This is a genomic window from Pedococcus sp. (genome assembly GCF_036000045.1).
Lineage (GTDB): Bacteria > Actinomycetota > Actinomycetes > Actinomycetales > Dermatophilaceae > Pedococcus.
In genome coordinates this window covers 1-22982 of record NZ_DASYGF010000016.1, presented here as the reverse complement: position 1 = coordinate 22982, position 22982 = coordinate 1, and the positions used below count along the sequence as shown (strand labels likewise).

General features: G+C 69.9%; 24 protein-coding genes, 2 tRNA genes and 1 other RNA gene. 5 read left to right on the top strand and 22 right to left on the bottom strand.

Features of this window, described 5'->3' with window-relative positions:
- Window positions 1-40: 40 nt before the first annotated feature.
- The 14 genes from VGN50_RS02315 to ffs all read right to left on the bottom strand — a co-directional run bounded on the left by VGN50_RS02315 (window position 41) and on the right by ffs (window position 13756).
- Window positions 41-1783: an AMP-binding protein gene (locus VGN50_RS02315; RefSeq protein WP_327443022.1), complete on the bottom strand. Its 1743-nt coding sequence runs from the start codon at window positions 1781-1783 to the stop codon at window positions 41-43.
- A gap of 13 nt (window positions 1784-1796) precedes the next feature.
- On the bottom strand, window positions 1797-2996 hold the full coding sequence (locus VGN50_RS02310) for a pyrophosphate--fructose-6-phosphate 1-phosphotransferase (RefSeq protein ID WP_327443021.1): 1200 nt from the start codon (window positions 2994-2996) through the stop codon (window positions 1797-1799).
- A gap of 70 nt (window positions 2997-3066) precedes the next feature.
- Window positions 3067-3942 carry a hypothetical protein gene (locus VGN50_RS02305; protein ID WP_327443020.1) on the bottom strand — a complete coding sequence of 292 codons (876 nt, stop codon included), beginning with the start codon at window positions 3940-3942 and terminating at the stop codon, window positions 3067-3069.
- Entirely contained in the window at window positions 3939-4880 is a 942-nt protein-coding gene (locus tag VGN50_RS02300; RefSeq protein ID WP_327443019.1) for a M15 family metallopeptidase, read from the bottom strand. The genes VGN50_RS02305 and VGN50_RS02300 overlap by 4 nt, the downstream gene beginning before the upstream one ends.
- A 102-nt stretch (window positions 4881-4982) precedes the next feature.
- A complete protein-coding gene (locus VGN50_RS02295) occupies window positions 4983-5837 on the bottom strand; it encodes a LytR C-terminal domain-containing protein (RefSeq protein WP_327443018.1) in 855 nt (284 codons plus the stop codon).
- Window positions 5838-6027: 190 nt separating this feature from the next.
- Window positions 6028-7113: an aspartate-semialdehyde dehydrogenase gene (locus VGN50_RS02290; protein ID WP_327443017.1), complete on the bottom strand. Its 1086-nt coding sequence runs from the start codon at window positions 7111-7113 to the stop codon at window positions 6028-6030.
- Window positions 7110-8378 carry an aspartate kinase gene (locus VGN50_RS02285; RefSeq protein ID WP_327443016.1) on the bottom strand — a complete coding sequence of 423 codons (1269 nt, stop codon included), beginning with the start codon at window positions 8376-8378 and terminating at the stop codon, window positions 7110-7112. Before VGN50_RS02285 ends, VGN50_RS02290 begins: the two co-directional genes overlap by 4 nt.
- Window positions 8379-8472: 94 nt before the next feature.
- Window positions 8473-9024, bottom strand: coding sequence for a DUF5063 domain-containing protein (locus VGN50_RS02280; protein WP_327443015.1), 552 nt, complete (start codon window positions 9022-9024; stop codon window positions 8473-8475).
- Window positions 9017-9616 carry a recombination mediator RecR gene (recR, locus tag VGN50_RS02275; RefSeq protein WP_327443014.1) on the bottom strand — a complete coding sequence of 200 codons (600 nt, stop codon included), beginning with the start codon at window positions 9614-9616 and terminating at the stop codon, window positions 9017-9019. Before recR ends, VGN50_RS02280 begins: the two co-directional genes overlap by 8 nt.
- 55 nt (window positions 9617-9671) lie before the next feature.
- Window positions 9672-11927 carry a DNA polymerase III subunit gamma and tau gene (locus tag VGN50_RS02270; protein WP_327443013.1) on the bottom strand — a complete coding sequence of 752 codons (2256 nt, stop codon included), beginning with the start codon at window positions 11925-11927 and terminating at the stop codon, window positions 9672-9674.
- A 55-nt stretch (window positions 11928-11982) separates the two neighbouring features.
- Window positions 11983-12285, bottom strand: a complete 303-nt coding sequence (locus VGN50_RS02265) for a hypothetical protein (RefSeq protein ID WP_327443012.1) — start codon at window positions 12283-12285, stop codon at window positions 11983-11985.
- 18 nt (window positions 12286-12303) lie between these two features.
- The gene (locus VGN50_RS02260) at window positions 12304-12993 is read right to left on the bottom strand and encodes a hypothetical protein (protein ID WP_327443011.1); all 690 of its coding nucleotides are present in this window, start codon (window positions 12991-12993) and stop codon (window positions 12304-12306) included.
- Window positions 12994-13012: 19 nt separating this feature from the next.
- Window positions 13013-13372: a hypothetical protein gene (locus VGN50_RS02255; RefSeq protein WP_327443010.1), complete on the bottom strand. Its 360-nt coding sequence runs from the start codon at window positions 13370-13372 to the stop codon at window positions 13013-13015.
- Between the two features lie 287 nt (window positions 13373-13659).
- An RNA gene (gene ffs / locus VGN50_RS02250) (signal recognition particle sRNA small type) lies at window positions 13660-13756 on the bottom strand.
- Window positions 13757-13837: 81 nt separating this feature from the next.
- Between ffs and VGN50_RS02245 the strand changes: the two genes are divergently transcribed.
- The 3 genes from VGN50_RS02245 to VGN50_RS02235 all read left to right on the top strand — a co-directional run bounded on the left by VGN50_RS02245 (window position 13838) and on the right by VGN50_RS02235 (window position 14862).
- Window positions 13838-13925: transfer RNA gene (locus VGN50_RS02245), tRNA-Ser, on the top strand.
- Window positions 13926-13967: 42 nt separating this feature from the next.
- Window positions 13968-14264 carry a type II toxin-antitoxin system VapB family antitoxin gene (locus VGN50_RS02240; protein ID WP_327443009.1) on the top strand — a complete coding sequence of 99 codons (297 nt, stop codon included), beginning with the start codon at window positions 13968-13970 and terminating at the stop codon, window positions 14262-14264.
- A 58-nt stretch (window positions 14265-14322) separates the two neighbouring features.
- The gene (locus VGN50_RS02235; protein WP_327443008.1) at window positions 14323-14862 is read left to right on the top strand and encodes a LytR C-terminal domain-containing protein; all 540 of its coding nucleotides are present in this window, start codon (window positions 14323-14325) and stop codon (window positions 14860-14862) included.
- A gap of 101 nt (window positions 14863-14963) precedes the next feature.
- Here the strand turns inward: VGN50_RS02235 and VGN50_RS02230 are convergent, their stop codons facing one another.
- The gene (locus VGN50_RS02230; protein WP_327443007.1) at window positions 14964-15260 is read right to left on the bottom strand and encodes a DUF3467 domain-containing protein; all 297 of its coding nucleotides are present in this window, start codon (window positions 15258-15260) and stop codon (window positions 14964-14966) included.
- A 131-nt stretch (window positions 15261-15391) separates the two neighbouring features.
- Between VGN50_RS02230 and VGN50_RS02225 the strand changes: the two genes are divergently transcribed.
- Window positions 15392-15784 carry a hypothetical protein gene (locus VGN50_RS02225; RefSeq protein ID WP_327443006.1) on the top strand — a complete coding sequence of 131 codons (393 nt, stop codon included), beginning with the start codon at window positions 15392-15394 and terminating at the stop codon, window positions 15782-15784.
- 31 nt (window positions 15785-15815) lie between these two features.
- On the opposite strand, the gene VGN50_RS02220 is transcribed toward VGN50_RS02225, so the two are convergent.
- The 4 genes from VGN50_RS02220 to VGN50_RS02205 all read right to left on the bottom strand — a co-directional run bounded on the left by VGN50_RS02220 (window position 15816) and on the right by VGN50_RS02205 (window position 18431).
- Window positions 15816-16172, bottom strand: a complete 357-nt coding sequence (locus VGN50_RS02220; protein WP_327443005.1) for an SPW repeat protein — start codon at window positions 16170-16172, stop codon at window positions 15816-15818.
- A 100-nt stretch (window positions 16173-16272) separates the two neighbouring features.
- Entirely contained in the window at window positions 16273-16560 is a 288-nt protein-coding gene (locus tag VGN50_RS02215) for an SHOCT domain-containing protein (protein WP_327443004.1), read from the bottom strand.
- A 132-nt stretch (window positions 16561-16692) separates the two neighbouring features.
- Window positions 16693-17367: a response regulator transcription factor gene (locus VGN50_RS02210; RefSeq protein ID WP_327443003.1), complete on the bottom strand. Its 675-nt coding sequence runs from the start codon at window positions 17365-17367 to the stop codon at window positions 16693-16695.
- Window positions 17364-18431, bottom strand: a complete 1068-nt coding sequence (locus VGN50_RS02205; protein ID WP_327443002.1) for a sensor histidine kinase — start codon at window positions 18429-18431, stop codon at window positions 17364-17366. Before VGN50_RS02205 ends, VGN50_RS02210 begins: the two co-directional genes overlap by 4 nt.
- 284 nt (window positions 18432-18715) lie before the next feature.
- Here VGN50_RS02205 and VGN50_RS02200 point away from each other — a divergent pair, with 284 nt between their 5' ends.
- Window positions 18716-20668, top strand: coding sequence for a glycoside hydrolase family 15 protein (locus VGN50_RS02200; RefSeq protein ID WP_327443001.1), 1953 nt, complete (start codon window positions 18716-18718; stop codon window positions 20666-20668).
- A gap of 98 nt (window positions 20669-20766) precedes the next feature.
- Here the strand turns inward: VGN50_RS02200 and VGN50_RS02195 are convergent, their stop codons facing one another.
- The 3 genes from VGN50_RS02195 to VGN50_RS02185 all read right to left on the bottom strand — a co-directional run bounded on the left by VGN50_RS02195 (window position 20767) and on the right by VGN50_RS02185 (window position 22932).
- Window positions 20767-22242 carry a DEAD/DEAH box helicase gene (locus VGN50_RS02195; protein WP_327443000.1) on the bottom strand — a complete coding sequence of 492 codons (1476 nt, stop codon included), beginning with the start codon at window positions 22240-22242 and terminating at the stop codon, window positions 20767-20769.
- 250 nt (window positions 22243-22492) lie between these two features.
- Complete coding sequence (locus VGN50_RS02190; protein WP_327442999.1) at window positions 22493-22732, bottom strand: hypothetical protein; 240 nt, start codon at window positions 22730-22732, stop codon at window positions 22493-22495.
- 110 nt (window positions 22733-22842) lie between these two features.
- Window positions 22843-22932 (bottom strand) — tRNA-Ser (locus VGN50_RS02185).
- Window positions 22933-22982: the final 50 nt, after the last annotated feature.

The following is a 22982-nucleotide window of genomic DNA, read 5'->3' as shown; positions in this document are numbered from 1 at the left end:
GGTTTTGAGAGGGTACGTCGCGAATGCGAGGGTTGTCAGGTCAGCCCTTGAGCTCCGGGAACTGGTCGTCGCGGAACTCCTCGGACAGCGACGCCCCACCGTCGAACGCACGCTGCTCGCGGTCCCGCAGCTCCACCCGCCGGATCTTGCCCGAGACGGTCTTCGGCAGCTCATAGAACTCGATCCGGCGCACCCGCAGATACGGCGCCAGGTGAGCGCGGGCATACCCCAGGATCGCTTTGGCGGTGTCGGCATCGGGCTCCCACCCGGGCGCCAGGGCGACATAGGCCTTCGGCACGGCCAGGCGCGTGGCATCCGGCGCCGGGACGACAGCCGCCTCGGCCACGGCGGGATGCTCGATGAGCACGCTCTCCAGCTCGAACGGCGACACCTTGTAGTCGCTGGCCTTGAACACGTCATCGGTGCGCCCGATGTAGGTGATGTAGCCGTCCGCGTCTCGCTGCGCCACGTCGCCCGTGTGGTAGTAGCCGCCCGCCATCGCCTCGGCCTGGCGCTCGGGGTCACCGAGATAGCCCGTCATGAGGTTGACCGGGTGTTGGGAGAGGTCGAGCACGATCTCGCCCTCCTCGGCCGGCTCGCCGCTGAGCGGGTCCACCAGTGCCACGGGCACGCCCGGCATCGGCCGGCCCATCGAGCCGGGCTTGAGCGGCTCACCGGCGATGTTGCCGATCTGCAGGGTGGTCTCGGTCTGGCCGTAGCCGTCGCGGATGGTCAGTCCCCAGGCGTGCTCGACCTGCGTGATCACCTCGGGGTTGAGCGGCTCACCCGCCGCCAGCAGCTCGCGCAGCTGACCGGGGCCGCCGCTCAGGTCGGCCTGGATGAGCATGCGCCAGACCGTCGGCGGAGCACAGAACGTCGTGACCCGCGCCTGGCGAAGCTGCTCCAACAGGGCCGCCGCGTCGAACCTCGCGTAGTTGTAGACGAAGATCGTCGCCTCGGCGATCCACGGGGCGAAGAAGCACGACCACGCGTGCTTGGCCCAGCCGGGCGAGCTGATCGCCAGATGGACGTCACCCGGCCGCACGCCGATCCAGTACATCGTCGACAGATGTCCCACCGGGTACGACGTCTGGGTGTGCTCGACCAGCTTGGGCTTGCTCGTGGTCCCCGACGTGAAATAGACCAGCAGCGGGTCCGACGCAGCGGTCACCGTGTCGAAGGCGTGCGGCTGCGCACGCTCGGCGTCGGCGTAGCTCGCCCAGCCCTCGACCTCTCCGACGCAGATGCGCAGGTAGTCGCCCGGCACCTCCTCGAACTTGGCCGCATCGCCCTGGTTGGCCACCACCACCCGCGCGCCACCGCGGTCGATGCGGTCGCGCAGGTCGTCCGGACCCAGGGCTGCCGTCGTCGGCATGATGACCGCACCCAGCTTGGCCACCGCGAGCATCGTCTCCCACAGCTCCACCTGGTTGCCCAGCATCAGCAGCACATGATCGCCGCGGCCGACGCCCAGCTCGGACAGCCAGACCGCGACCTGGTCCGAGCGCGTCGCCATCGCGTCGAAGCTCACCCGGCGCTCGAAGCCGTCCTCCTCGACGATCCACAGGGCGGTGCGGTCGTTGCCGCGCGCGATGGCGTCGAACCAGTCGATCGCCCAGCTGAACCGCTCCCCCACGTCGGGCCAGCGGAACTCGGCGAGGGCCCGGTCATGCTGCCCGGCGAGAGCGACGAGCGTGTCACGAGCCTGGCGGTATGCCGCGGTGCTGGCTGCGGTGCCGGAAGGCTTGCCCGCGGGGGTGGCGGAGGGGGTCGATGAAGTCATGGCCCCGACCTTGCTACGCCTGGCCGAGGTCGGCAAGCAGCTCGGTGAACCAGGGCGTGCTGGGGTCGAAGGACTTGCCGCCCTTGATCCGCTCGAACTCGATCACCCGCAGGTCGTCACCACGCTCCTCGTCGTGGCCCACGACTCCGGACTCGCCCCGCAGTGCCGCGTCCACGGCATACGTCGCGCAGTCCCGGATGAGCTCGAGGTCGGCGTCGTTGGCCGCGGCGGACCGCGCGAAGTACCCGCTCTTCTGGACGAGCACCTTGTCGGCGCCCAGCTCCGCGGCGAACTGCTTGGCGAACCACGCGCCGGGGTTGACCTTGTCGAGCTGCACGTGGCCGAAGGGGTCGCGCGGCACCTCGTGGCCGGCCTGCTCCATCGACGCGACGATCTCGGAGATGCCGGCCCCCTCGGAGATGAACAGGTTCACCCCGTCGGACTCGTCCATGACCGCACGCAGCCGCTTGGCCTCCTGGGCGATGTCGAAAGGCCGCTCGGGGATGAACACCCCATGCACGTCCCAGGCTTGGCGCGAGTTCTCGAGCCAGCCGGCGAACTCCTGGCTCCGGACCCACTGGTGATACGCCGTGGCCGTGGCGGCCGTCAGCCAGCCGCAGTTGCGCCCCATCACCTCGTGGACGACGAGCATGCGCGGGTTGGACGAGTGCTCCGCGAGGATGTTGCGGGCGAAGATGGCGCCCTGCTCGGCGGCCGTCCAGGCCCCGAGGGACTGGCGGATGGGCACGATGTCGTTGTCGATCGTCTTGGGGAGGCCGACGACGGTGAGGTCGTGGCCGCTCGTGCGCAGGTAGGCCGCCAGGTCGGCGGCGGTGCCGTTGGTGTCGTCGCCGCCGATGGTGTGCAGGACGTCGACGCCATCTCGGGCGAGCTGGTCAGCGGCGACGTGGAGGGGGTCCTGGCCTGGCTTCACCAGGCCCCGCTTCACGCAGTCCTCGACGTTGGTGAGCTTGACCCTGCTGTTGCCGATCGGACTCCCACCGAACCGTTGCAGCAGGTGCGCCGCGGCCCGCACCCGCTCGTCCACCTCGACGGAGTCGCCCGTCAGGAGCCCGGCGTAGCCGTCGCGGTAGGCGATGATCCGCAGGTCCGGCGCGACCTCGGTGTACCGCTCGATGAGGCCCCCAACGGCTGCGGACAGGCATGGGGCAAGGCCCCCGGCGGTCAGCATGGCGACGGTGCGCACGGTCATGGGCCCACTCTGCCAACTCTGGGTCGTTGCGGCCACCGCGATCAGACCGCCGTATCGCGCCTCGTCGCAGTCAGCTGATCGACATCACCGCGCTGGGCCCCTCCCACCGCATGACGGCGCGCAGCGCCCCACTCGGCAGCGACACGCAGCCCGCCGTGCCTCCGCCGGTGTCGACGTGGAAGAAGATCGCCGACCCCAAGCCCGGTGTACGGGCCTCGTTGTAACCGATGACCTGCGCGTATGTGTACGCCGGGCTCTTGAGGAGGCTCTCGGCCGAGCTCCAGCGCCCATCGGCCGGGGTGCGTTGGTGGGTGTTGTAGAGGCTCGAGCCGCTGTCGTCCACCCAGACGTCGTGCGAGTCGACGACGAACCAGCTGCGTGCCAACCCCGGGTTCCCGTAGACGCCGAACCCGCCACGCAGGGGGAAGGTGCCGGCCGGCGTCCTGAGGTCGCCCTCCCGCTTGGACCAGCTGACGCCGTTGATGCCCACGTGGCCGTAGTAGGGCCCGAGGTCCAGGACGTATCCGGACCCGGAGCGGTGGCAGGCCCGGACGACGGCCTGGGAGCCGATCCCCTTCACGAGCACCACCTGGTATGCCGTGAGGCCGCCGGGGACTGCGCAGGTGGCGCGTGGGGGTGCAGCCGGAGCGGGAGCGGCCCGGACCGGGGTCGGCGCGGGCCGCGGGGAGGGTGTGGTGGTGGGACGCCCGGGCCTCGTCGGCGCCGTCACGCGATGCGCGGTCGGCCCTGCCGTCGTGTGGGCCGTGGTGCGTGCTGTGGTGGGCGTGGGGGCGGTCGTCGGGCTGCTTGTGGTGCTCGTGCTGGGGCCGCTCCCGCTGGATGCGGCGGTCGCCGCGGGGCGGTGGGAGCAGGCGGTGAGCAGGAGCGCAACGGTGGTGAGCAGGACGGCCGGCGCGGCGGCATACCTGCGGTGGGCGGTGCTCATCGCTCGAAGTGCTGGTAGTCGGGCTTGGCCCACAACCCGCCCCAGTGCATCCCCTGGGCGGTGAAGGCGCGGACCGCGGAGCTGGAGCTCGACGAGAACACCCCCGGCGCCGGACCCCGCCGCACGAGGAAGTACCGCTGCGGGTACACCGTCCCGTCGTCGGCGACATAGGGGTTCTCGAAGTCGTTCACATCGACCGCCGTTCCGTAGGCATGTTTGCTGTAGACCCGACTGGCCTCCTGGCCACCGACATAGCGGCAGTTGAACGCGGAGGTGTTGTCAGCGGACATCGCTGCGTAGTCGTCCGCCCCGGGCCCCTTGGGGTTCCGGCCCCAGCTCGAGTCCATCGGCCGCATCTGCCTGATGCGGAACTGCTGCCCGTAGAGCCCTGCGAAGGCCTGGGCTGCCACTGTGGCGATCGTCGAGCTCACGACCACGCCCCCACGGGACCGGCGGCCGTCGAAGCCCCAGAAGTTCACGCTGACCAGACGCAGCTGCGAGCGGCCCACGGGGCAGCCTGGGGTCCACGAGTACCCCACCATCCGGCTCCAGAGCGCGTCCGGCACGGCGGAGACGACGGGGTTGGCGCCCGCACCCACTGCCGGGTCGTTGCGGGGGAAGCGCACCGAGGGCTCCGCACCGGCGAGCGCGACGGCAGGCAGGGTGCCGGCCGGCGGGGTGACGCCCGTTCCCGGGCTCACGCTGGGGCTGTGGCTGGGCGGGGTGGTCGCTCTGTTGGTCTGGATGGGAGGCCTCGTGGTGGTGCGGGTGGCCGCGGTGGTCGGGCTCGGGCCCGGTCCTGAGGACGAGCCGGAAGGGGCGACCGACCGGTCGTGGCCCGTCGAGCGGACCGGGCCGGACGCCGCGCAGGCCGACACCGCGAGGGCGACCGTCAGGGCACTCAGCAACGGCAGGGCACGAGCATGGCGAACAGTCATCGGGGCACCACTGTGCCCTCTTGACCCCTGGGCGAGCCAGTTGGGGCCGCCGTGCGCCCGAGGGGCCGGACGGCCGGGCCTGCGAACGCCAGCCGGCTCAGCTCACTGGCAGGGCCGGGCCACGGTCGGGGTCACGGGCTTGGTCCGCGGCGGCAGCGGCGGAATGTTCGCCGGGTCGGTCAACGCCGTGTACGCGTTGCCCAGGACGAGGTCCACCCCCTTGCCCGCGCGGCCGTCCTTGACCAGCTGGGCGCCCGGCACGTGCTCCTGCAGCAGGGCCGCAGCCAGGTCGCCTTCGGCGCCGTAGCGGATGATGGCCGTGCCCATCTGCAGCGTGCGCAGAGGATCGTTGGAGACGTCCTTGATGACGAAGCCGCGGGCCTTGAGCTGGTCGGCGACGACCTTGGCCAGGCCGGTCTTGTAGGTCGTGTTGTAGACGTTGACGCGGACCTCGGAGGGAATCGGCTTGAGCCGCGCGGGAATCGGCACCATGGAGGTGTAGCCGATGCCGACGACCACGTCGACGCTCTTGCCGGCCCGGCCATCGTCGAAGAGCTTGGCGCCAGGGATCTGGGTAGCAACCAGGAGGGCCTGGTCGAGGCCTGTCGGGCCATGGTGGATCACGGCACTCTCGGTGACGTACCAGGACTCGGGGGCGTTGCTGATGCTGCCGATCGAGAACCCTCGCTTGGCCAGTCCGGCGGCGACCTCGCCCGCCATGCCTTCCTTGCCGGTCGCGTTCATGACGTTGGCGACGAAGGACGCGCGAGCCGGGGCAGGGACGATCTGGGGAGCGCAGGCCCGTGGCGGTGGGGGCGGGGACATCCAGCCGGCCGAGTAGGCAGCCGTCAGGCTGGCCGTGCCGAGGAGCACTCCTGGGATGGTGACGAACAGAACTATCTGGCGGAGGCGGTGGGTGCGCCACTTCTCCGTCGCGGTGAGTTCTTCGTCGCTCATCTGGCTCCCCCTGGATACCGGTTCCTGTTAGTCACAATCGTCACACCAGTCACATCAGTCGCACCCTTCACGACACGCGGCGACGGCGATTGTCACCGTGTCGTGATCAACCCCATGGCCCCATTGCCCCCACAAGGGCCCGTCCCCCGTCGTGACCCCGCCCCGTCATGATCTCATGACGGCCATCGTCTCAGCCCGCCAGGTCTCCTGCGACGAGCTCGGCCACCTGCACCATGTTGAGGGCCGCCCCCTTGCGCAGGTTGTCTCCACAGATGAAGAAGTCGAGGGTGTTAGGGAAGTCCAGCGCCTGGCGCAGCCGGCCGGCGAACCGCGGGTCGGATCCCACCGCATCGGACGGGGTGGGGAACTCCAGGGTCTCGGGATCGTCCAGCACGACCACTGCCGGCGCCTCGACCAACGCCTGACGAGCCTGGTGGACGTCGATCCGCCGGGCGAACGTCGCGTGGACGGCCACCGAGTGTGCGGTCACCACTGGAACGCGGACGCACGTCGCCGACACGCGCAGGTCGGGGAGGCCGAGCACCTTACGGGTCTCGTTGCGGATCTTCAGCTCCTCGGTGGTCCATCCGCCCTCGTCCGCCGACCCGATCCACGGCACGACGTTGAGCGCCAGGGGTGCGGGGAACGGCGAGCGCTCGCCCAGCTCGTGCTCGATGAGCCGGCGCACGTCGCCCGCCTGATTCCCCAGCTCTCGGTGCCCGGCCACCACCTCGAGCTCGTCGTAGAGCCTGGCCATCCCGACGCGGCCGGCCCCGGACGCCGCCTGGTAGGAGGCGACGACCAGCTCAGTCAGCTCCCAGCCCGCATGGAGGACGGCCAGCACGTCGATGATCGTCAGCGTCGTGGCGCCCGGGTTGGCGATGATGCCCTTGGGGCGGTTGCGGATCTGCGCCGGATTGACCTCGGGCACCACCAACGGGATGTCTGGGTCGCCCCGCAACGCCGAGCTGTTATCGATGACGACCACGCCCCGAGCGACCGCTACGGGAGCCCACTCGGCCGCCAGGGCCGCGGGGACGTCCAGCATGGCGATGTCGACGCCGTCGAAGAAGTCGGCGGTGAGCTCCTGGATGACCAGGTCACGACCACAGACGGACAGCTCGGTGCCGGCATCCTCGTGAGCGGCCGCCACGCGGATCTCGCCCCAGATGTCGGCCCGCATGGCGAGCACCTGCTGGGTGACACGGCCGACCGCACCCGTCGCGCCGACGAGCGCCAGGGTAGGGCGCCCACCACGCGACGCGAGAGAGGTCAACGGCCGGTGCCTCCGTAGACGACGGCTTCGCCCTCGGCGGAGTCCAGCCCGAACGCCGTGTGCACCGCCCGCACCGCGTCGTCGAGGACGTCTGCCCTGGTGACGACAGAGATACGGATCTCGGAGGTGGAGATCATCTCGATGTTGACCCCGGTGTCTGCGAGCGCCTTGAAGAACGTCGCCGAGACTCCCGGATGCGAGCGCATGCCGGCACCGACCAGGGACAGCTTGCCGATCTGGTCGTCGTACTGGATCGACGCGAAGCCGACGGAGTCCTGCACCTTCTTCAGGGCGTGCACGCCCGTCTGCCCGTCGGTCTTCGGGCAGGTGAACGAGATGTCGGTCAGACCCGTGTCGGTGGCCGAGACGTTCTGGACGATCATGTCGATGTTGATCTCGGCGTCGGCGCAGGTCTGGAAGATCTCGGCGGCCTTGCCGGGGTGGTCGGGCACGCCGACCACGGTGATCTTGGCCTCGCTGCGGTCGTGGGCGACACCGGCGATGATCGGGGCTTCCACGGTGTCTCCTTCGGTGGTGTCCGTGACGATGGTGCCCTCCTTCGCTGAGAAGGAGCTGCGAACGTGGATGGGGATGTTGAACCGCCGGGCGTACTCGACACTGCGCAGGTGGAGCACCTTGGAGCCGGACGCGGCCAGCTCCAGCATCTCCTCGTTGGAGATGCGGCTGATCTTCTTCGCGGCGGGGACGATGCGCGGGTCGGCGGTGAACACGCCGTCGACGTCGGTATAGATCTCGCAGACCTCGGCTTCGAGGGCCGCGGCGAGCGCGACGGCGGTCGTGTCGGTGCCCCCACGGCCGAGCGTCGTGATCTCCTTGGTGTCCTGGCTGACCCCTTGGAAGCCAGCCACGATGACGATGTGCCCCTTGTCGAGGGCGTCGGTGACGCGCCCCGGGGTGACGTCGATGATCCGGGCCTTGCCGTGGCTCGAGTCGGTGATGACCCCCGCCTGGCTCCCGGTGAACGACCGAACGGTGTAGCCCAGGTCGGCGATGGCCATCGCGACGAGCGCCATGGAGATGCGCTCCCCCGCGGTGAGCAGCATGTCCATCTCACGCGGGGGTGGCTGCGGGCTCACCTCGTTGGCGAGGTCGAGGAGCTCGTCGGTACTGTCACCCATGGCCGAGACGGCGACGCAGACGTCGTTGCCGGCCTTCTTGGCCTCGACGATACGGCGGGCTACACGCTTGATGCTGGCGGCATCGGCCAGCGAAGAGCCGCCGTACTTCTGGACGACGATCGGCACGGTGAGACTCCCGGACGGTGCAGGGGGTGCGGAGCGGCCAGTCTAACGGTGGGTTCTCCCGCCCTTTCGGGCCGCCGTATGCCGGACACGCAGCTCAGGGGTGCAGCGCGTCGAACTCGGCGTCCGCGACGGTCTCCTCGTCGGCGTCGAGGCGGATGTGGCCGAGCAGTGACTGGAGCACGCGCAGCGCCGACGCCGCCCGCTCGCCCCAGTCCGACAGATAGCTGAACTGCCACCACCACAGGGCCTCCGAGACGCGGCCAGCGTCGAAGTGCTGTAGACCATGGGCCAGAGCGCTGGCCACGACGGCGACGTCGTTGGACAGCGACCCCGTGGCCAGCTCGGTGGAGGTCACGGGGTCGACGAGGTCGGCATACTCGTCCAGGCCCTCGAAGAGGTTGGCCACCCCGGTCCGCAACGGGTCGAGCTCCGGGTCGACGATGTCGGCCTCGAACCGCTCAGCGGGCACGATGTCCTGGATGGCTCCGAGCCGGGCTCCCATGACGAGCACCTGCGAGAGCGCAAGCAGGGTCATCGGGATCGCAGCGTTGGGCGCCGTACCGGACGCCACCTCGGTCATCGTGGCGAGGTAGGCGCGTGCGTCCCTCGCGGACTCCTCGCCGAGCATCCACAGGTCGTCAGACATCCAGCAGTCTCCTACCTTCGAACGCCCGGCCGAGCGTCACCTCGTCGGCATACTCCAGGTCTCCACCCACCGGCAGCCCCGAGGCCAGCCGGGTGACCCGAAGCCCCATGGGCCGCAGGAAGCGAGCCAGGTAGCTGGCCGTCGCCTCGCCCTCGAGGTTGGGGTCGGTGGCGATGATGATCTCGGTGATCTCGCCCGAGGCCAGCCGGGTCATGAGCTCCTTGATGCGCAGGTCGTCCGGGCCCACCCCGTCGATCGGGCTGATCGCTCCACCCAGCACGTGGTAGCGACCACGGAACTCGCGGGTGCGCTCGATGGCGACGACATCCTTGGGCTCCTCGACCACGCAGATCGAGGTGGGGTCTCGCCGGGGGTCAGCGCAGATCTTGCACTGCACGCCCTCGGCGACGTTGCCGCACGTCTCGCAGAACCGCACCTTCGCCTTGACCTCGGTCAGCGCGTCCACGAGCCGTCGGACGTCCACGGCGTCGGCCTGCAGCAGATAGAAGGCGATGCGCTGGGCGCTCTTGGGGCCGACCCCGGGCAACCGCCCGAGCTCGTCGATCAGGTCCTGGACCACGCCTTCGTACACATCGTGAGCCTATGCCCTCGTCACCGCGGCGGGGCCCACGGGCGTCTGGCGCGCCTCAGGGGCCCTCGTCGATCACCCGGCCGCCGAGCAGGCGCTCGATGACGGGACGTCCGACCTCGCCGAGCGCCTCGATGTCCTCGTCGTCCGCACTGGCGACACTGTCGTCGGCGACGTGGAGCTCGGCCGAGCCAGCCGGAGCCTCAGCGGCCACCTCGGCGCGGGCCCGTTGGAGGGGCGACCCCGAGATGGTGGTCGCCGACGTGGTGGACGCCGAGGTGGTCGCCGCCGGACGGGCGGACGGCGCGACGGCCTCCTCGGCACCGGGCGCGGCGGCCCATGACGGACCGCTGTCGGGGCTGGAGGCGGCCGAGGCCCACCCGTCGGCGCCGGACTCCGGCGCCCGGAATGACGGCGGCGCCGAGTGAGCAGACCGGTCCGCCTGGGCGGCCGGGCGGTTGGACGGAGCCGGGCCGGACGCCTGCTCGTCGGCTGAGGGTTCCTCGTGAGCCGACCAGTCGGGGGTGGAGCCCGCAGCGCCAGGGGCTGGGGCAGTGGGGGCCTGCGCGCCTGGGGTCGGGATGCCCTCCACTCGGGCGTCGACCCCCAGGACGTCGATCAGGGCCTGACGCACCAGGTCGGCGTGGGGCCCGTGACGGAACGTGTTGGCGATGCCCACGGTCGAGATGCCCAGGACGACCTTCGACCCGTCGAACTCGTGGACGGTGGCGTGCTCTGACAGCAGGGTCCACGTCGTGCGCTTGTGCTTGAAGATCCAGCCGAGGATGTCGGGCCAGGCCCGGCGGATGGCTGCGGTGTCGATGCCGCCCGTCGTGCGTGAGGGCTCAGGGGGCGCCGCTGCTGGGGTGGCGGCAGGCGTCGCGGCGGGAGCCGGGGTAGGGGACGGCTCGGTGGTCTCGGCACCGGAGGCCTGCTGCTCGGGCGCCGGCGGCCCTGCCGGCGCGGATCGTGTGGTCGCGGGAGTGACTGGCGCAGTAGCGGGCTCGGGCGTGGCTGGCTCGGGCGTGGCGGTCTGGGGCGTGGCTGGCTCGGGCGTGGCGGTCTGGGGCGTGGCTGGTACAGGCGTGACCTGCGCAGGAGGTGCGGGCTGCGACGGTGCGGGCGCTCGCCGCGCCGTCACCGACGGCACCCCCTCGACGTCGAGGCGACGTTCGAGCCGGTCGAGACGCGCGGCATAACCGCTCTCGCCGGAGGCACCCGGGAGAAGGACGCGCGCGCAGATGAGCTCGAGCTGCAGCCTCGGGGCCGTTGCTCCGGTCATCTCGGTGAGCCCGGCGTTGACGATGTCGGCCGCCCGCGAGAGCGCACCCGAGCCGAAGGCGGTCGACTGCTGGCGCATCCTCTCGAGCTGGTCCTCGGGCACCCCGCGCAACACCGAGGACGCGCCGTCCGGCACGGCCGCGACGACGATGAGGTCACGCAGGCGCTCGAGCAGGTCCTCCACGAAGCGACGCGGGTCGAGACCGGTCTCGATGACCCGGTCGATCTGGTGGAACACGCCTGCAGCGTCGCCGGCGGCGAAGGCGTCGACGATGGCGTCGAGCAGCTCCCCGTCGGTGAACCCCAGCAGCGCGGCCGCACCCTCATAGGTCAGTCCCTCGTCACCCGAACCCGCGATCAGCTGGTCCAGCACCGAGAGGGAGTCCCGCACCGAGCCACCCCCGGCGCGCGTGACGAACGACAGGACACCGGGCGCCACCGACACGCCCTCTGAGTCGCAGAGCCGCTGCATGTAGTCGCTGAGCTGGCCCGGCGGCACCAGCCTGAACGGGTAGTGATGGGTGCGTGAGCGGATCGTGCCGATGACCTTCTCGGGCTCGGTCGTCGCGAAGACGAACTTCACGTGCTCGGGCGGCTCCTCGACGATCTTGAGCAGAGCATTGAAGCCCTGCGGCGTCACCATATGCGCCTCATCGATGATGTAGATCTTGAACCGGCTCTGAGCCGGGCCATAGGACGCGCGTTCGCGCAGGTCACGGGCATCGTCGACGCCACCGTGGCTCGCGGCGTCGATCTCGATGACGTCGACCGAGCCCGGCCCACCACGGGCCAGCGCCACACACGAGTCACAGCTGCCGCAGGGCGTGGGCGTCGGGCCCTGCTCGCAGTTGAGACAACGAGCGAGGATGCGGGCGCTGGTCGTCTTGCCACAACCGCGAGGCCCGGAGAACAGGTAGGCATGGTTGACCCGGCCGGTGCGCAGCGCTTGCATCAGCGGCTCGGTCACGTGGTCCTGGCCGATCACATCGGCAAAGGACTCGGGCCGGTAGCGGCGGTACAGGGCGGTGCTCACCTCGGGAACCCTAGTCGCGTCCCATGACACTCGACAGGTTGGCCCAGGGGGGCCGTCAGCCCGTCGGCGGCCAGCTCACGGTCCCGGTGAGGACGAGCGCGTAGAGACTGAGCGCCACTGCGCTGGCCAGCGTCGCGCCCACCGCGGCCACGCGCCAGATCGGCCTGCGCTCGCGCGCGGCCGCCGCCACTCCAGCCACGAGCCCGACGACCGCGACCCCTGGCGCGAGCACACCGAGGACATGGAGCAGCACGCCGCCCACCCACACCAGGAGCGCGGCCGCGAGGGCGACGGTCGACCAGTGCGATCGCTGGTGCTCGGGGACCGCGCCCTGGGGGCGCACCACGTCGGTACTCATGTCAGGCTCCTCGTCTCGTCAGGGTCTGGGGAAATACGGAAGGTCCGGAAAGAGCGCGAGGACGCCTCGGTCGAGACAGTCGTTGGCTTCACGCAGGCGAGCAGTGGTCACCGTGCCGGAGGCGTCGCGCACGATCTGGTCGAACGTCGCCGCCCCGGCCGCCGGGTAGTGCGCCCTCGTCATGCACTCCGTCATGAACCCTGCCAGCCTGCTGTTCATATGCTGTGGCGTGTTCGCGGAGTAGACCGAGGACAACGGGATCCAGAACTTCTCCTCACAGCCCTTGACGATCGCGTCGTCCGCCCCGCCGCCCTCCTCGGTGGTGGATGTCGTGGTCGTTGGTGCTGTGGTCGTTGGCAGACTGGCGCCGCCCTGTCGCTTATAGGTGTAGAGGTACTCGGTGCTGGTGATCGGGTTGACGATCGGTCCCTTGACGGTCAGCCCGCCGGCCTCGATGCAGGACCTCAGCCGGGTCCACGACAGGTCGAGGTCTGCGCGGCTCACCGTGCCGTCCCGCAGGAGCGAGCGCTGGGGCGACGAAGGGGGCAGCTCCTGGACGATGCGGGCCAGCTTCTGCGCATCGAGCCGGTGGGCACTCGGAGCCTGGTAGTCGACCGCTCCTCCGCTCACGCCGGGCGCCGGCGAGGGCGCTGGCGCTGCCGAGCAGCCCGGAAGAGTGATGGCAGCCGCCGCGATGACGGCTGCCATCACCCCCGTCGTGGCGCACCTAGTCGACATAGCTCCAGGACTGGCCGTTCCAGAGGTTCAGCGTGTGCGTCGACTTGATCTGGAAGACGTTGTAGCTGCCGGCCACGATGCTGATGCCGGACGTGCATGTGCCCAACAGCGACGACTGCGATGCCCGGCTGCCGTTCGGGAGCTGGATCACCGTGCTGACGGATCGGGTGTAGAGCAGACAAGGGGTCCCGCCGATGCCGGTCGTCGCCGTTGCCATGCCCCCACTCAGGCTGTCGACTCCGTAGTAGTAGTACGTGGTGCTGCCGCCGCCCACTCTGAACTGCCACCTCGAGCAGGCCAGTGCCTGGGCGGACCCGGCGCTCCCCAGCGCCAAAGCCGTCGCAGCCACACAAGCCGTCGAAGCCAATGCGAACTTCCTGCGCATATCGATCCCCTCGATCCCCTCGATGGTCGGTGGAGCAGATGTCCCACCGGGGCGCCAATTCCCCTCCGCGCCTTTCCCGGAACCTAGGGGCCTTCGTGGGTGCGACAGCAACCGGCTATAGGAATCCTGAATGGCCGCTTGCTTCTGAGGCGGTCAGCGGTGTAAAAGGCGCCGGTCGTTCGCCAGGGCTGGGGCTCGAGAGGCAGCACCGCGACTGGTTCCGTGAGGGAGGGCCCGGAGGTGGAGGCGGGCACAGGGACACCCCGCGTACCTGGAAGAGCTCTCCTACCCTTGCTGCATTCCTGCCCTGGGGGAGTTCGGGGAGGTACCACCACGCGGGGTGCCGAAAGCGAGTCTAACGGACGCCCGTCCGGGTCTGACGCCAGTGCGATTTCAGGGCCGGGCCGGTGCTCAGGTAGCCTCCTCGGCGGAGGATTCGCATAGTGGCCTAGTGCGCACGCTTGGAAAGCGTGTTGAGTGAAAGCTCTCAGGGGTTCGAATCCCCTATCCTCCGCCACTCGCCCACGGCATACGCCTCGCCAACCCCTACAGTGACGGGGTGATCTTCAAGAAGGTAGGCGAGGGCCGGCCGTACCCGGACCACGGCAAGGAGACTCCCCGAGACTGGGCCGACGTCCCGCCGCGGATGGTCCGGCTCGACGAGCTGGTCACGACCAAGCGCAACCTCGATCTCGGGCTTCTCCTGGCCGAGGACTCGACGTTCTACGGGGACCTGTTCGCGCACGTCGTCGAGTGGAACGGCAGCCTCTATCTCGAGGACGGCCTCCACCGGGCTCTTCGCGCGGCGTTGCAGCAGCGACCAACCCTCCATGCCCGCGTCCTCGTGCTTGACTGAGCCCTGAGGAGACCGCGCGGCAGGAGACGAGGCGGTCGGTCGGGGCGGAGGTGCGCGGATGAGCTACATGGTCGAGGCGGGTGCGTCGAGCTCCCGTCGTGCCCGCCGACGCCGTGCCGCGATCACCCTCCTGGTCGTCGTCGTCCTGCTGTTCTCCGCGTTCTGGTACGCCTACTCGTACTTCGAGTCCTCCTCCGCACCGAAGGCCGCGGGGGCCGGGCCGACGACCACCTGCACCGGCCAGCCGAGTGCGCCCACCCCGGGCACCACGACGGTCAACGTCTACAACGCCACGCAGCGGGCTGGCCTCGCGGCGGCCACCGCCACCCAGGTTCGCAAGCGCGGCTTCCTTGTCTCGACAGTCTCCAACGACCCCCTTCAGAAGACGGTGACCGGGCCCGCCGAGGTCCGCTTCGGCCGGAGCGGGGCGAGCCGAGGCCGTCTCGTGCTGGCCCTGGTCAAGGGTGCCAAGGCCGCGCCCGACGCCAGGCTGGACGACTCCGTGGACCTGGTCCTCGGCAACGCGTTCTCCGCCCTCGCGCCGCCGCCCAAGCCCGTCCCGCCGGCCAAGACAACCACCCGACCCACAGGGTGCTGACCCCGTCGGTCCGTCCGCGGCTCTCGACCAGCGGGACGCCTTGGCATGGAGCTGCATGCCGGGCCATGCCGTGACGGCTCGCCCTCAGTTGCGTGTCTGGCTCACTGTGGTCCGGGAGCCTCTGGGCCGCCTGGGCGACTCCCGGTCTCGGCCTCCCATTGGCTCAGCTGCTGCTCCAGCGCCTTCATGATCTCGAAGACCTGAGCCGGCAGGATCTTGACGCGCGAGACGACCTGAGCGAACACGTCGACGGTGTCCGGGCCGTGCTGCTCCGTGCGCGACACGGCGGCAAAGTCGAGGGTGAAGTACTGGGCGTTGTGCCCAACACCGACGAAGTCGGCCAGCACTCCCCCGACCAGCGCCTCGGGCACCTGCATCTGGAAGTTCTGCTGCGTCATCCGTCCCCCATTCTCGCCACAGAGGGCCTAGGTGAGTGCAGGCTACAACGCAGCCACGTGCAAGGTCACCGGCATGCCTGCGCGCATCACGAGGTGGGGCAGGTCGCCCCCCGGCGACCTAGGCTGGAGCCATGATCACGATGGAGCTCGCACGGCGTCTGGGCGCAGCTGGCGTCCTGTGGGAGCCTGCGCCGGGTGACCGTTTCACCATCGACCAGCCGAACGTCGCGGGCGAGGTCTTCTGGATCAGCCATCTCACGATCGACGTCCATACGTTCCACGGCCAACCCCTGATCGGCTTCAACGGCACGACCGAATGGGCTCTCGACTCGGTCACCCTCGACACCGCACTGTGGCTTCCTCGGGAGGACCAGCTACGCGTCCTGATCGGCGACCGGTTCGACAGCCTCCGCAAGGACGGCGAGGACTGGGTCCTCGAGGTGCATGACGATCGGGGCCGCGGAGAGTTCCGCGACCCCGATACCGAGTGCGCCTACGCGCAGGCCCTGCTCAGCTTCACCTGAGCGCCGCCGCACGCCGGCTCGGTCCCAAGCGTCAGTGGCTGGCCACCACATCCCCTCGGTGCGAGCGGGTGACCTGAAGGTCCGCAGCGCCGACGACGAACGTGATGACGCCGGCAGCCCAGGCCGTCCACGCCATGCCACGCAGGTCGGTGAAGCTCATGACCCATGGCGAGATGAAGAAGAGCACGCCCATAGCGGCGGTGAGGCCCTCGATCGACAGCATGTCCGGCCTGACCAGCTCGATCACGGACAGGACAGCGGTCACTGCGCCCAGCACGACCATGGTGGTGGTGGCCTTGCTCGTCGTGGTGGTCCACAACGGGGAAAGGAGTGCATAGACGCCGACGATCAGAGCAATGAAATCCTGTGGATGAGTCCATCGCTTCATGCGTGAACAGCCACCTCTCTTGAGAAGCGGTCCGTCGATCCGATGGCGGGCCTGACACCACAATTCTCTGCTTGCTCAAGGCATTTGACAACGGCCGGCGTCAGGAGCTGCCCAACCGCCGCAAGGTGGCGAGGCGACGCTCGTACTCCTGCTCGTCGATCTCCCCTGCCGCGTACCTCTCCGCCAGTCTGGCCTCGCCGGCCCGCTGGCCGGACATGGCGTGCAGCCGGCCCCAGCGGCGCCTGCCGGCAAAGCCGAAGGAGAACAGCGCGAAGAGGAACAGCAGCCAGAGGATCGGGAAGATCGGCCACCATGCCCCTGGCCCGTTCCAGTGGTCCTGGGTGGCGGCGGCGGCCGTGAGCGAGTGAGTTGCCAGTGCGGCGGTCATGACGGCTCCTTGGTTCGGGTTGTGCAGATGCTCCGATCCTTCGCCGCGGGCCGTGTCGGCGAATCCTCCGGCAGGGGGCACCTGCACTGCTCCCTAGGTCGTAGGCCGTGGCGACGACGCACTGCGACGGCCTCAGTCCTGTGACCACCCGGGCCGCACGAGGCCGCTCTCGTAGGCCAGCACCACGAGCTGCGCCCGGTCTCGCAGATGCATCTTGACCATGGCTCGGCTGACATGGGTCTTGGCCGTGGCGGGGCTGAGGAAGAGGCGGCTGGCGATCTCGTCGTTGCTCAGCCCCTCACCGACGAGCGCGACCACCTCTCGCTCACGCTCGGTGAGCACGCCGAGGCGGCCCGCCGCCGGCGCCGCGGTGGGACGTGACCGCGTTGCGAACTCACCGATCAGGCGTCGGGTGACGCCCGGGCTGAGCAGGGCATCCCCCGAGGCCACGGCCCGCACACCGCGCAGCAGCTCGGCGGGCTCGGTGTCCTTCACGAGGAACCCGCTCGCTCCGATCCGCACCGCCTCGAAGACGTACTCGTCGAGGTCGAACGTCGTGAGCACCACCACGCGCGTGGCGGCGAGCGCCGGGTCGGCCACGATGAGGCGCGTAGCCTCGAGGCCGTCGCCACCCGGCATACGGATATCCATGAGGACCACGTCGGGCACCGACTCGCTCACGACCCGCACAGCCTCCCCGCCGCTCGCCGCCTCACCGACAACCTCGATGTCGTCCTCGGCATCGAGCAGGGCGCGAATTCCCGCGCGCAGCAAGGCCTGGTCGTCAGCCAGGACGACGCGGATCATCGGAGCCCTTCGGCGGGGAGGGTCGCCTCGACGCGGAGGCCGCCCATGGGCGACGCCGACACCTGGAGCGCGCCCCCGAGGGAGGCGGCGCGTTCGTGCATGCCGCGGAGCCCGTTCCCGGCATCGAGCCGACCGGCTCGAGCGCCGCCCACTCCGTCGTCGTCGACGCGCACGGTGAGCGTGTCGGCGGTATAGCTGATGACCACCTCGGCACGGGACGCGCGGGCATGCCGGACGACATTGGTGATGGCTTCCTGGACGATCCGGTATGCCGCGAGCTCCAGCGCCGCAGGGAGCGGGCGCTGTTGCCCTTCAACGATTTTCGTCACCGCGAGTCCCGCGTGTGCGCTGCGCTCGACGATGTCGCCGACCGCTTCCAGCGTGGGCGCGGGAGAGCGTGGGGCGGGGTTGTCGTCGTCACGCAACAGGTCGATGAGCGAACGCAGCTCACCCAGCGCTTCCTTGCTCGCGTCCTTGATCGCCTGCAGTGCGGGCTCCACCGTCTCCGGCCGACGGTCGGCCAGGTGCAGGGCGACGCCCGCTTGCACGTTGATCAGGGACATGTGGTGAGCCACCACGTCGTGCAGCTCCTGTGCGATCCGCAGCCGCTCCTCGCCGGCCTGTCGGCGGCGGCGCTCCTGGGCTGCCTCCCGGTAGGAGACGGCCCGGTCGCGGCGGACGCGCACCAGCTCCCCGAGCGCCACCACGATGCCGGTCCAGGCCAGCAGCCCCCCGATGCCCTGCCAGTCGACCGAGCCATGGCCCACGAAACGGGTGAGCGTCGCGACGACGACCACCCCCAGAACCACGGCCCACGCCAGCGGTCGCAGGCCACGCAGCACCGTGACCACCATGACCACCGCGAAGCCTAGGAAGACCGGTCCGAACGGGTACCCCAACGCGATGAACAGGGCAGTCGCCGCGCCCGTGAGCAGCGGCGCCACCACCGGGCTGCGGCGGACCAGGAGCAGGCTGACCGGTGCGGCGAGCAGCAGGGTGACAGCAACCGCGTCGACCGGGCGGCTGTGGGGCTGTGCGTGGGCGGCACCGAAGGTCCCGGCCACTTGGACGAGAGCGAGAACGCCTACACCAACCAGCCGCACCGGCGGAGGGGGGCCGTGGCGCCGCCATTCCTCCCGGCCTCCCTGCCACGGCGGCCCCCATCGGATCGATGGGTACAGCTCGGCCTCGCGCATGCGTCTCAGCCTAGGCACCGTAGCCATCGGCGGCCGTCCCTCGCGAAGGTCACACCGGCATACGCCCCAGGGAGTAGCCCGAGGAGGCGATAGCGCGGAGGCGGGATCTGCGGCACTCTCGAAGAAGCGAAGGTGCATCCAGGAGGTGCCGCATGACGTCGACCGACAGCACACACGACGCAGCCAGCCAGTCGGCGGAGCAGCGGGCCGACAACCAGGCGGCGCCACAGCAGCGCATCGTGCGGTCACCGTTCCCGCGGATCGGCGACTACGCGTTCATCTCCGACTGCCAGGTCACGGCGCTCATCGCTCCTAGCGGCAACGTCGAGTGGATGTGCCTGCCGCGCATGGACTCGCCCAGCGTCTTCGGCGCCATGCTCGACCGCGACGCCGGTGGGTTCCGGCTCGGGCCGGCCGACATGATGGTGCCGACGGCTCGTCGCTACCTGCCGGGCACCATGATCCTCGAGACCTCGTGGGGCACACCGAGTGGCTGGATCATCGTCCGCGACGCGTTGCTCATCGGCCCCTGGCACCACGAGTCGGAGCGGGCCTACCGGTACCGGCGCGCACCTACCGACTACGACGCGGAGCATGTCCTGCTGCGGACGATCCGTTGCGTCAACGGCGAGGTGCAGCTGACGCTGAACTGCACACCCGTCTTCGACTACGGACAGCGTCAGGTGCAATGGAGCTACCAGGGCTCGGGATACCACTGCGTTACGGCGGAAGCCGTCGAGGACGACCTCAAGGTCACCCTGACCACCGACCTGCGTCTCGGCATCGAGGGGCCGCAGGCCACCGCCCGCACCCTCGTCAAGGAGGGCGACACCCACTACGTCGCACTGTCATGGACCGAGCACGAGGCACCACAGAGCTTCGAGGACGCCTATCGCCGCCAGGTCTGGACCGCCCACCACTGGCAGCACTGGCTGGCGCGCGGCAACTTCCCGGACCACCCCTGGCGGACCCACCTCGAGCGCAGCGCCCTGACCCTCAAGGGTCTGACCTATGCCCCCACCGGGGCGCTGGTCGCCGCATCGACGACGTCGTTGCCGGAGACGCCCAAGGGTGAACGCAACTGGGACTACCGGTTCACGTGGATCCGCGACTCGACGCTGGCGCTGTGGGCGCTGGCCACCCTCGGCTTCGACTGGGAGGCCAGCGACTTCTTCTGGTTCATCGCCGACCTGGCCGAGGCCTCGGACGGTCTGCAGATCATGTACGGGCTCGACGGGGAGAAGGACCTGTCGGAGCGCGTGCTCGACCACCTCACCGGATACGAAGGCGCCCGCCCGGTGCGTGTCGGCAACGGCGCGTTCGACCAGAAGCAGCACGACGTGTGGGGCGCGATCCTGGACTCGGTGTGGATCCACACCACCTCGCGCGACACCTTGGACGAGCGGCTCTGGCCCATCCTGTCGGGGTTCGTCGAGGCCGCCATCGAGCACTGGCAGGAGCCCGACCGCGGCATCTGGGAGGTGCGTGGCGAGCCCAAGCACTTCACCTCGTCCAAGGTCATGTGCTGGGTCGCGGCCGACCGCGGCGCCAAGCTGGCCCGCGTCCGCGAGGCGTTGGAGCTGGCCGACCGCTGGCAGCAGGCAGCCGACGAGATCCACGCTGACATCTGCGCTCGAGGCGTGGACGAGCGCGGGGTGTTCACCCAGCACTACGACACCACAGCGCTGGACGCCTCCAACCTGCTGATGCCACTCGTGGGCTTCCTGCCTGCCGACGACCCCCGCCTGCACGCGACGGTCATGGCGATCGCCGACGAGCTGACCAAGGACGGCCTGGTACTGCGCTACCGCGTCGAGGAGACCGACGACGGTCTGTCCGGCGAGGAGGGCACGTTCACCATCTGCTCGTTCTGGCTCGTCTCATGCCTGGCCATCGTGGGCGAGAAGCGCCGGGCGCGCCACCTGTGCGAACGGCTGCTCAACCTCGCCACGCCGCTCGGCCTCTATGCCGAGGAGATCGACGCGACGAGCGGGCGGCACCTCGGCAACTTCCCGCAGGCGTTCACCCACCTGGGCCTGATCAACGCGGTGCTCAAGGTCATCTCGGCCGAGGAGGTCGCGGACGACGGGCCCCTGTCACCGTAGGCGCGCGAAGGGTGGCAATCTGCCGTCTCGCGCGAGGCCTAGGCTGCAGATTCCCACTCTTCGCGAGTGGGCTGAGCCGCTGCCGTATGCCGCGAGGCTCAGCGCCCCCGACGACCGGAGGAGAAGTCCGCGAGTCCGCCCGAACGGGACGAGCTCGACTGGTACACCACAGCGCTGCCGCCACCGGAGCTCCGCGACCCGCCGTTCCTGGATCCGCCTGAAGACCCGCCACGGGCGCCGCCGCCCGCGCGGGCGCTGGACTGGCCTCTGCCCGCACCCCGCGGCCCGGACCCGCCACGCGAGCCGGACCCAGTGCGTGATCCAGACCCGTCGCGCGATCCCGACCCACCGCGGGGGCGGTCGACGGGCTCAGCGACGGGTGCCGGAGTCACGAGCTCGGCGGCCGGGCCGGTGAGCTCGGCAATGGCCGGATGACCAGGAGCCACATCGGTCGCCGTGGGCCGGATCCCGGCCTGGCGCATGAGGGTTCGAGTGTCGCCACGCTCGTCGGGGGTGCTGACGGTGACGACGACGCCCTCGGCGCCCGCGCGAGCCGTGCGCCCCGAGCGGTGCAGGTAGGCCTTGTGCTCGGCTGGCGGGTCGACGTGGACCACCAGGGTGACGTCGTCGACGTGGATCCCGCGAGCGGCGATGTCCGTGGCGACCAGCACCCGGGTGGTGCCCTCGCCGAACGCGGCGAGGTTGCGCTGACGTGCACTCTGGGACAGGTTGCCGTGCAGGTCGACGGCGGGGATGCCTGATGCCGTGAGCTGCTTGGCCAGCTTCTTGGCCGCGTGCTTGGTCCGGGTGAACGCGAGCGTGCGGCCCTGGCCGGCGACCAGCTCGCGGACGACGGCAGGCTTGTTGTCGCGCGAGACGTGGAACACGTGGTGGGTCATCGCGGGGACGGGCGACGCGGCACTGTCCACCGAGTGGGTGACCGGCGAGTGCAGGTAGCGACGCACCAGCTGGTCGATCGCGTTGTCGAGTGTTGCGGAGAACAGCAGGCGCTGGGCGTTCTTCGGTGTGGCGTCGAGCAGTCGCTTCACAGCGGGCAGGAACCCGAGGTCAGCCATGTGGTCGGCCTCGTCGAGCACCGTGACCTCGACCTCGTCGAGGCGCACGTGCCGCTGCCCGATGAGGTCCTCGAGGCGCCCCGGCGTGGCGATGACGACATCCACACCGCGGCGCAGCGTGTTCACCTGCGGACCCTGACCGACACCGCCGAAGATCACCATCGTGCGCAGCTCGAGGGCGGTCGCCAAAGGTGTCATGGTCTCGGCGACCTGGGTGGCCAGCTCACGGGTCGGCACGAGGACGAGCGCACGGGGCGCTCCGGGGTTGCGACGGCGACCGGACTTCGCGAGCGTCGCCAGGGTCGGGAGGGCGAAGGCGACCGTCTTGCCACTGCCGGTGCGGCCCCGGCCAAGGACGTCCCGACCAGCCAGCGAGTCGGGCAGCGTGGCGGCCTGGATGGGGAACGCGGTCGTGAGGCCACGCTCGGTGAGCGCGGTCACGAGCTTGGCGGGGACTCCGAGCTCGGAGAAGGGAACGGCGGTAGAAGCGTTGGACACAGAGAAACTCTCATCAGCAGTAGGGAGTGGCCGAAGTTGCTGAACCACTCACATCTGTGAGCTGACGGCGCCAACCAGAGTTGGGGCGCGGAGCAGACGACCTGCGGTACGCGGTGCATACCGAACGGTTCAACCCTAGGGGATGGCCCCGGCATTCCCGAATCGCGTCTCCCTTCCGTCGCGCGTTTGCCCAGGACGGGGTAACCCACCCCGTACATCTGGGCTGGTAGCCCCGACCTGTCCGGCGGCCCTAGGAGCCCGTGCTGCGCTCGGGATGGTCGGTGTGCTCGTCCAGCACCACCACGAGCCTGTTCAGCGTGAAGAGGCCGAACCCATAGACATAGACACAGAGCAGCTTGCGGCCGTGCGCGTCCGACCAGCGCCCCACTGGGACGAGCATGACTGCCAAGACGCCCAGGTAGGCCACCCACGCAGGACGTGCCAGCTCCATCCGCCACCACGCCTGTGCGACACCCCGAGCGCGCGCCATACGAATCAGTCCGTCACAGACAGGTTCGAAGACGCACCCCAGACGCCGGAACGCCGGCCGGCCCACGGGGGACCGACCGGCGTCTCAGCAGCTGAATTGGCTGGCTGAATTGGCGGTGGCGGTGGGATTTGAACCCACGGAGGGCTTTCACCCTCACACGCTTTCGAGGCGTGCTCCTTAGGCCGCTCGGACACGCCACCGCCGAGCAGAGTACCCGAGCCGGTGACCGCTCAAGAAATCGCCCGAGCGC

Bases quoted from the DNA above. Each gene is read 5' to 3' on its own strand.
- VGN50_RS02305 (WP_327443020.1), bottom strand. From the start codon at position 3,942: ATGAGCACCGCCCACCGCAGGTATGCCGCCGCGCCGGCCGTCCTGCTC.
- VGN50_RS02310 (WP_327443021.1), bottom strand. From the start codon at position 2,996: ATGACCGTGCGCACCGTCGCCATGCTGACCGCCGGGGGCCTTGCCCCA.
- VGN50_RS02295 (WP_327443018.1), bottom strand. From the start codon at position 5,837: ATGAGCGACGAAGAACTCACCGCGACGGAGAAGTGGCGCACCCACCGC.
- VGN50_RS02225 (WP_327443006.1), top strand. From the start codon at position 15,392: ATGATCACGATGGAGCTCGCACGGCGTCTGGGCGCAGCTGGCGTCCTG.
- VGN50_RS02280 (WP_327443015.1), bottom strand. From the start codon at position 9,024: ATGTCTGACGACCTGTGGATGCTCGGCGAGGAGTCCGCGAGGGACGCA.
- VGN50_RS02260 (WP_327443011.1), bottom strand. From the start codon at position 12,993: ATGGCAGCCGTCATCGCGGCGGCTGCCATCACTCTTCCGGGCTGCTCG.
- VGN50_RS02315 (WP_327443022.1), bottom strand. From the start codon at position 1,783: ATGACTTCATCGACCCCCTCCGCCACCCCCGCGGGCAAGCCTTCCGGC.
- VGN50_RS02215 (WP_327443004.1), bottom strand. From the start codon at position 16,560: ATGACCGCCGCACTGGCAACTCACTCGCTCACGGCCGCCGCCGCCACC.
- VGN50_RS02210 (WP_327443003.1), bottom strand. From the start codon at position 17,367: ATGATCCGCGTCGTCCTGGCTGACGACCAGGCCTTGCTGCGCGCGGGA.
- VGN50_RS02190 (WP_327442999.1), bottom strand. From the start codon at position 22,732: ATGGCGCGCGCTCGGGGTGTCGCACAGGCGTGGTGGCGGATGGAGCTG.
- VGN50_RS02300 (WP_327443019.1), bottom strand. From the start codon at position 4,880: ATGACTGTTCGCCATGCTCGTGCCCTGCCGTTGCTGAGTGCCCTGACG.
- VGN50_RS02235 (WP_327443008.1), top strand. From the start codon at position 14,323: ATGAGCTACATGGTCGAGGCGGGTGCGTCGAGCTCCCGTCGTGCCCGC.
- VGN50_RS02220 (WP_327443005.1), bottom strand. From the start codon at position 16,172: ATGAAGCGATGGACTCATCCACAGGATTTCATTGCTCTGATCGTCGGC.
- VGN50_RS02200 (WP_327443001.1), top strand. From the start codon at position 18,716: ATGACGTCGACCGACAGCACACACGACGCAGCCAGCCAGTCGGCGGAG.
- VGN50_RS02265 (WP_327443012.1), bottom strand. From the start codon at position 12,285: ATGAGTACCGACGTGGTGCGCCCCCAGGGCGCGGTCCCCGAGCACCAG.
- VGN50_RS02230 (WP_327443007.1), bottom strand. From the start codon at position 15,260: ATGACGCAGCAGAACTTCCAGATGCAGGTGCCCGAGGCGCTGGTCGGG.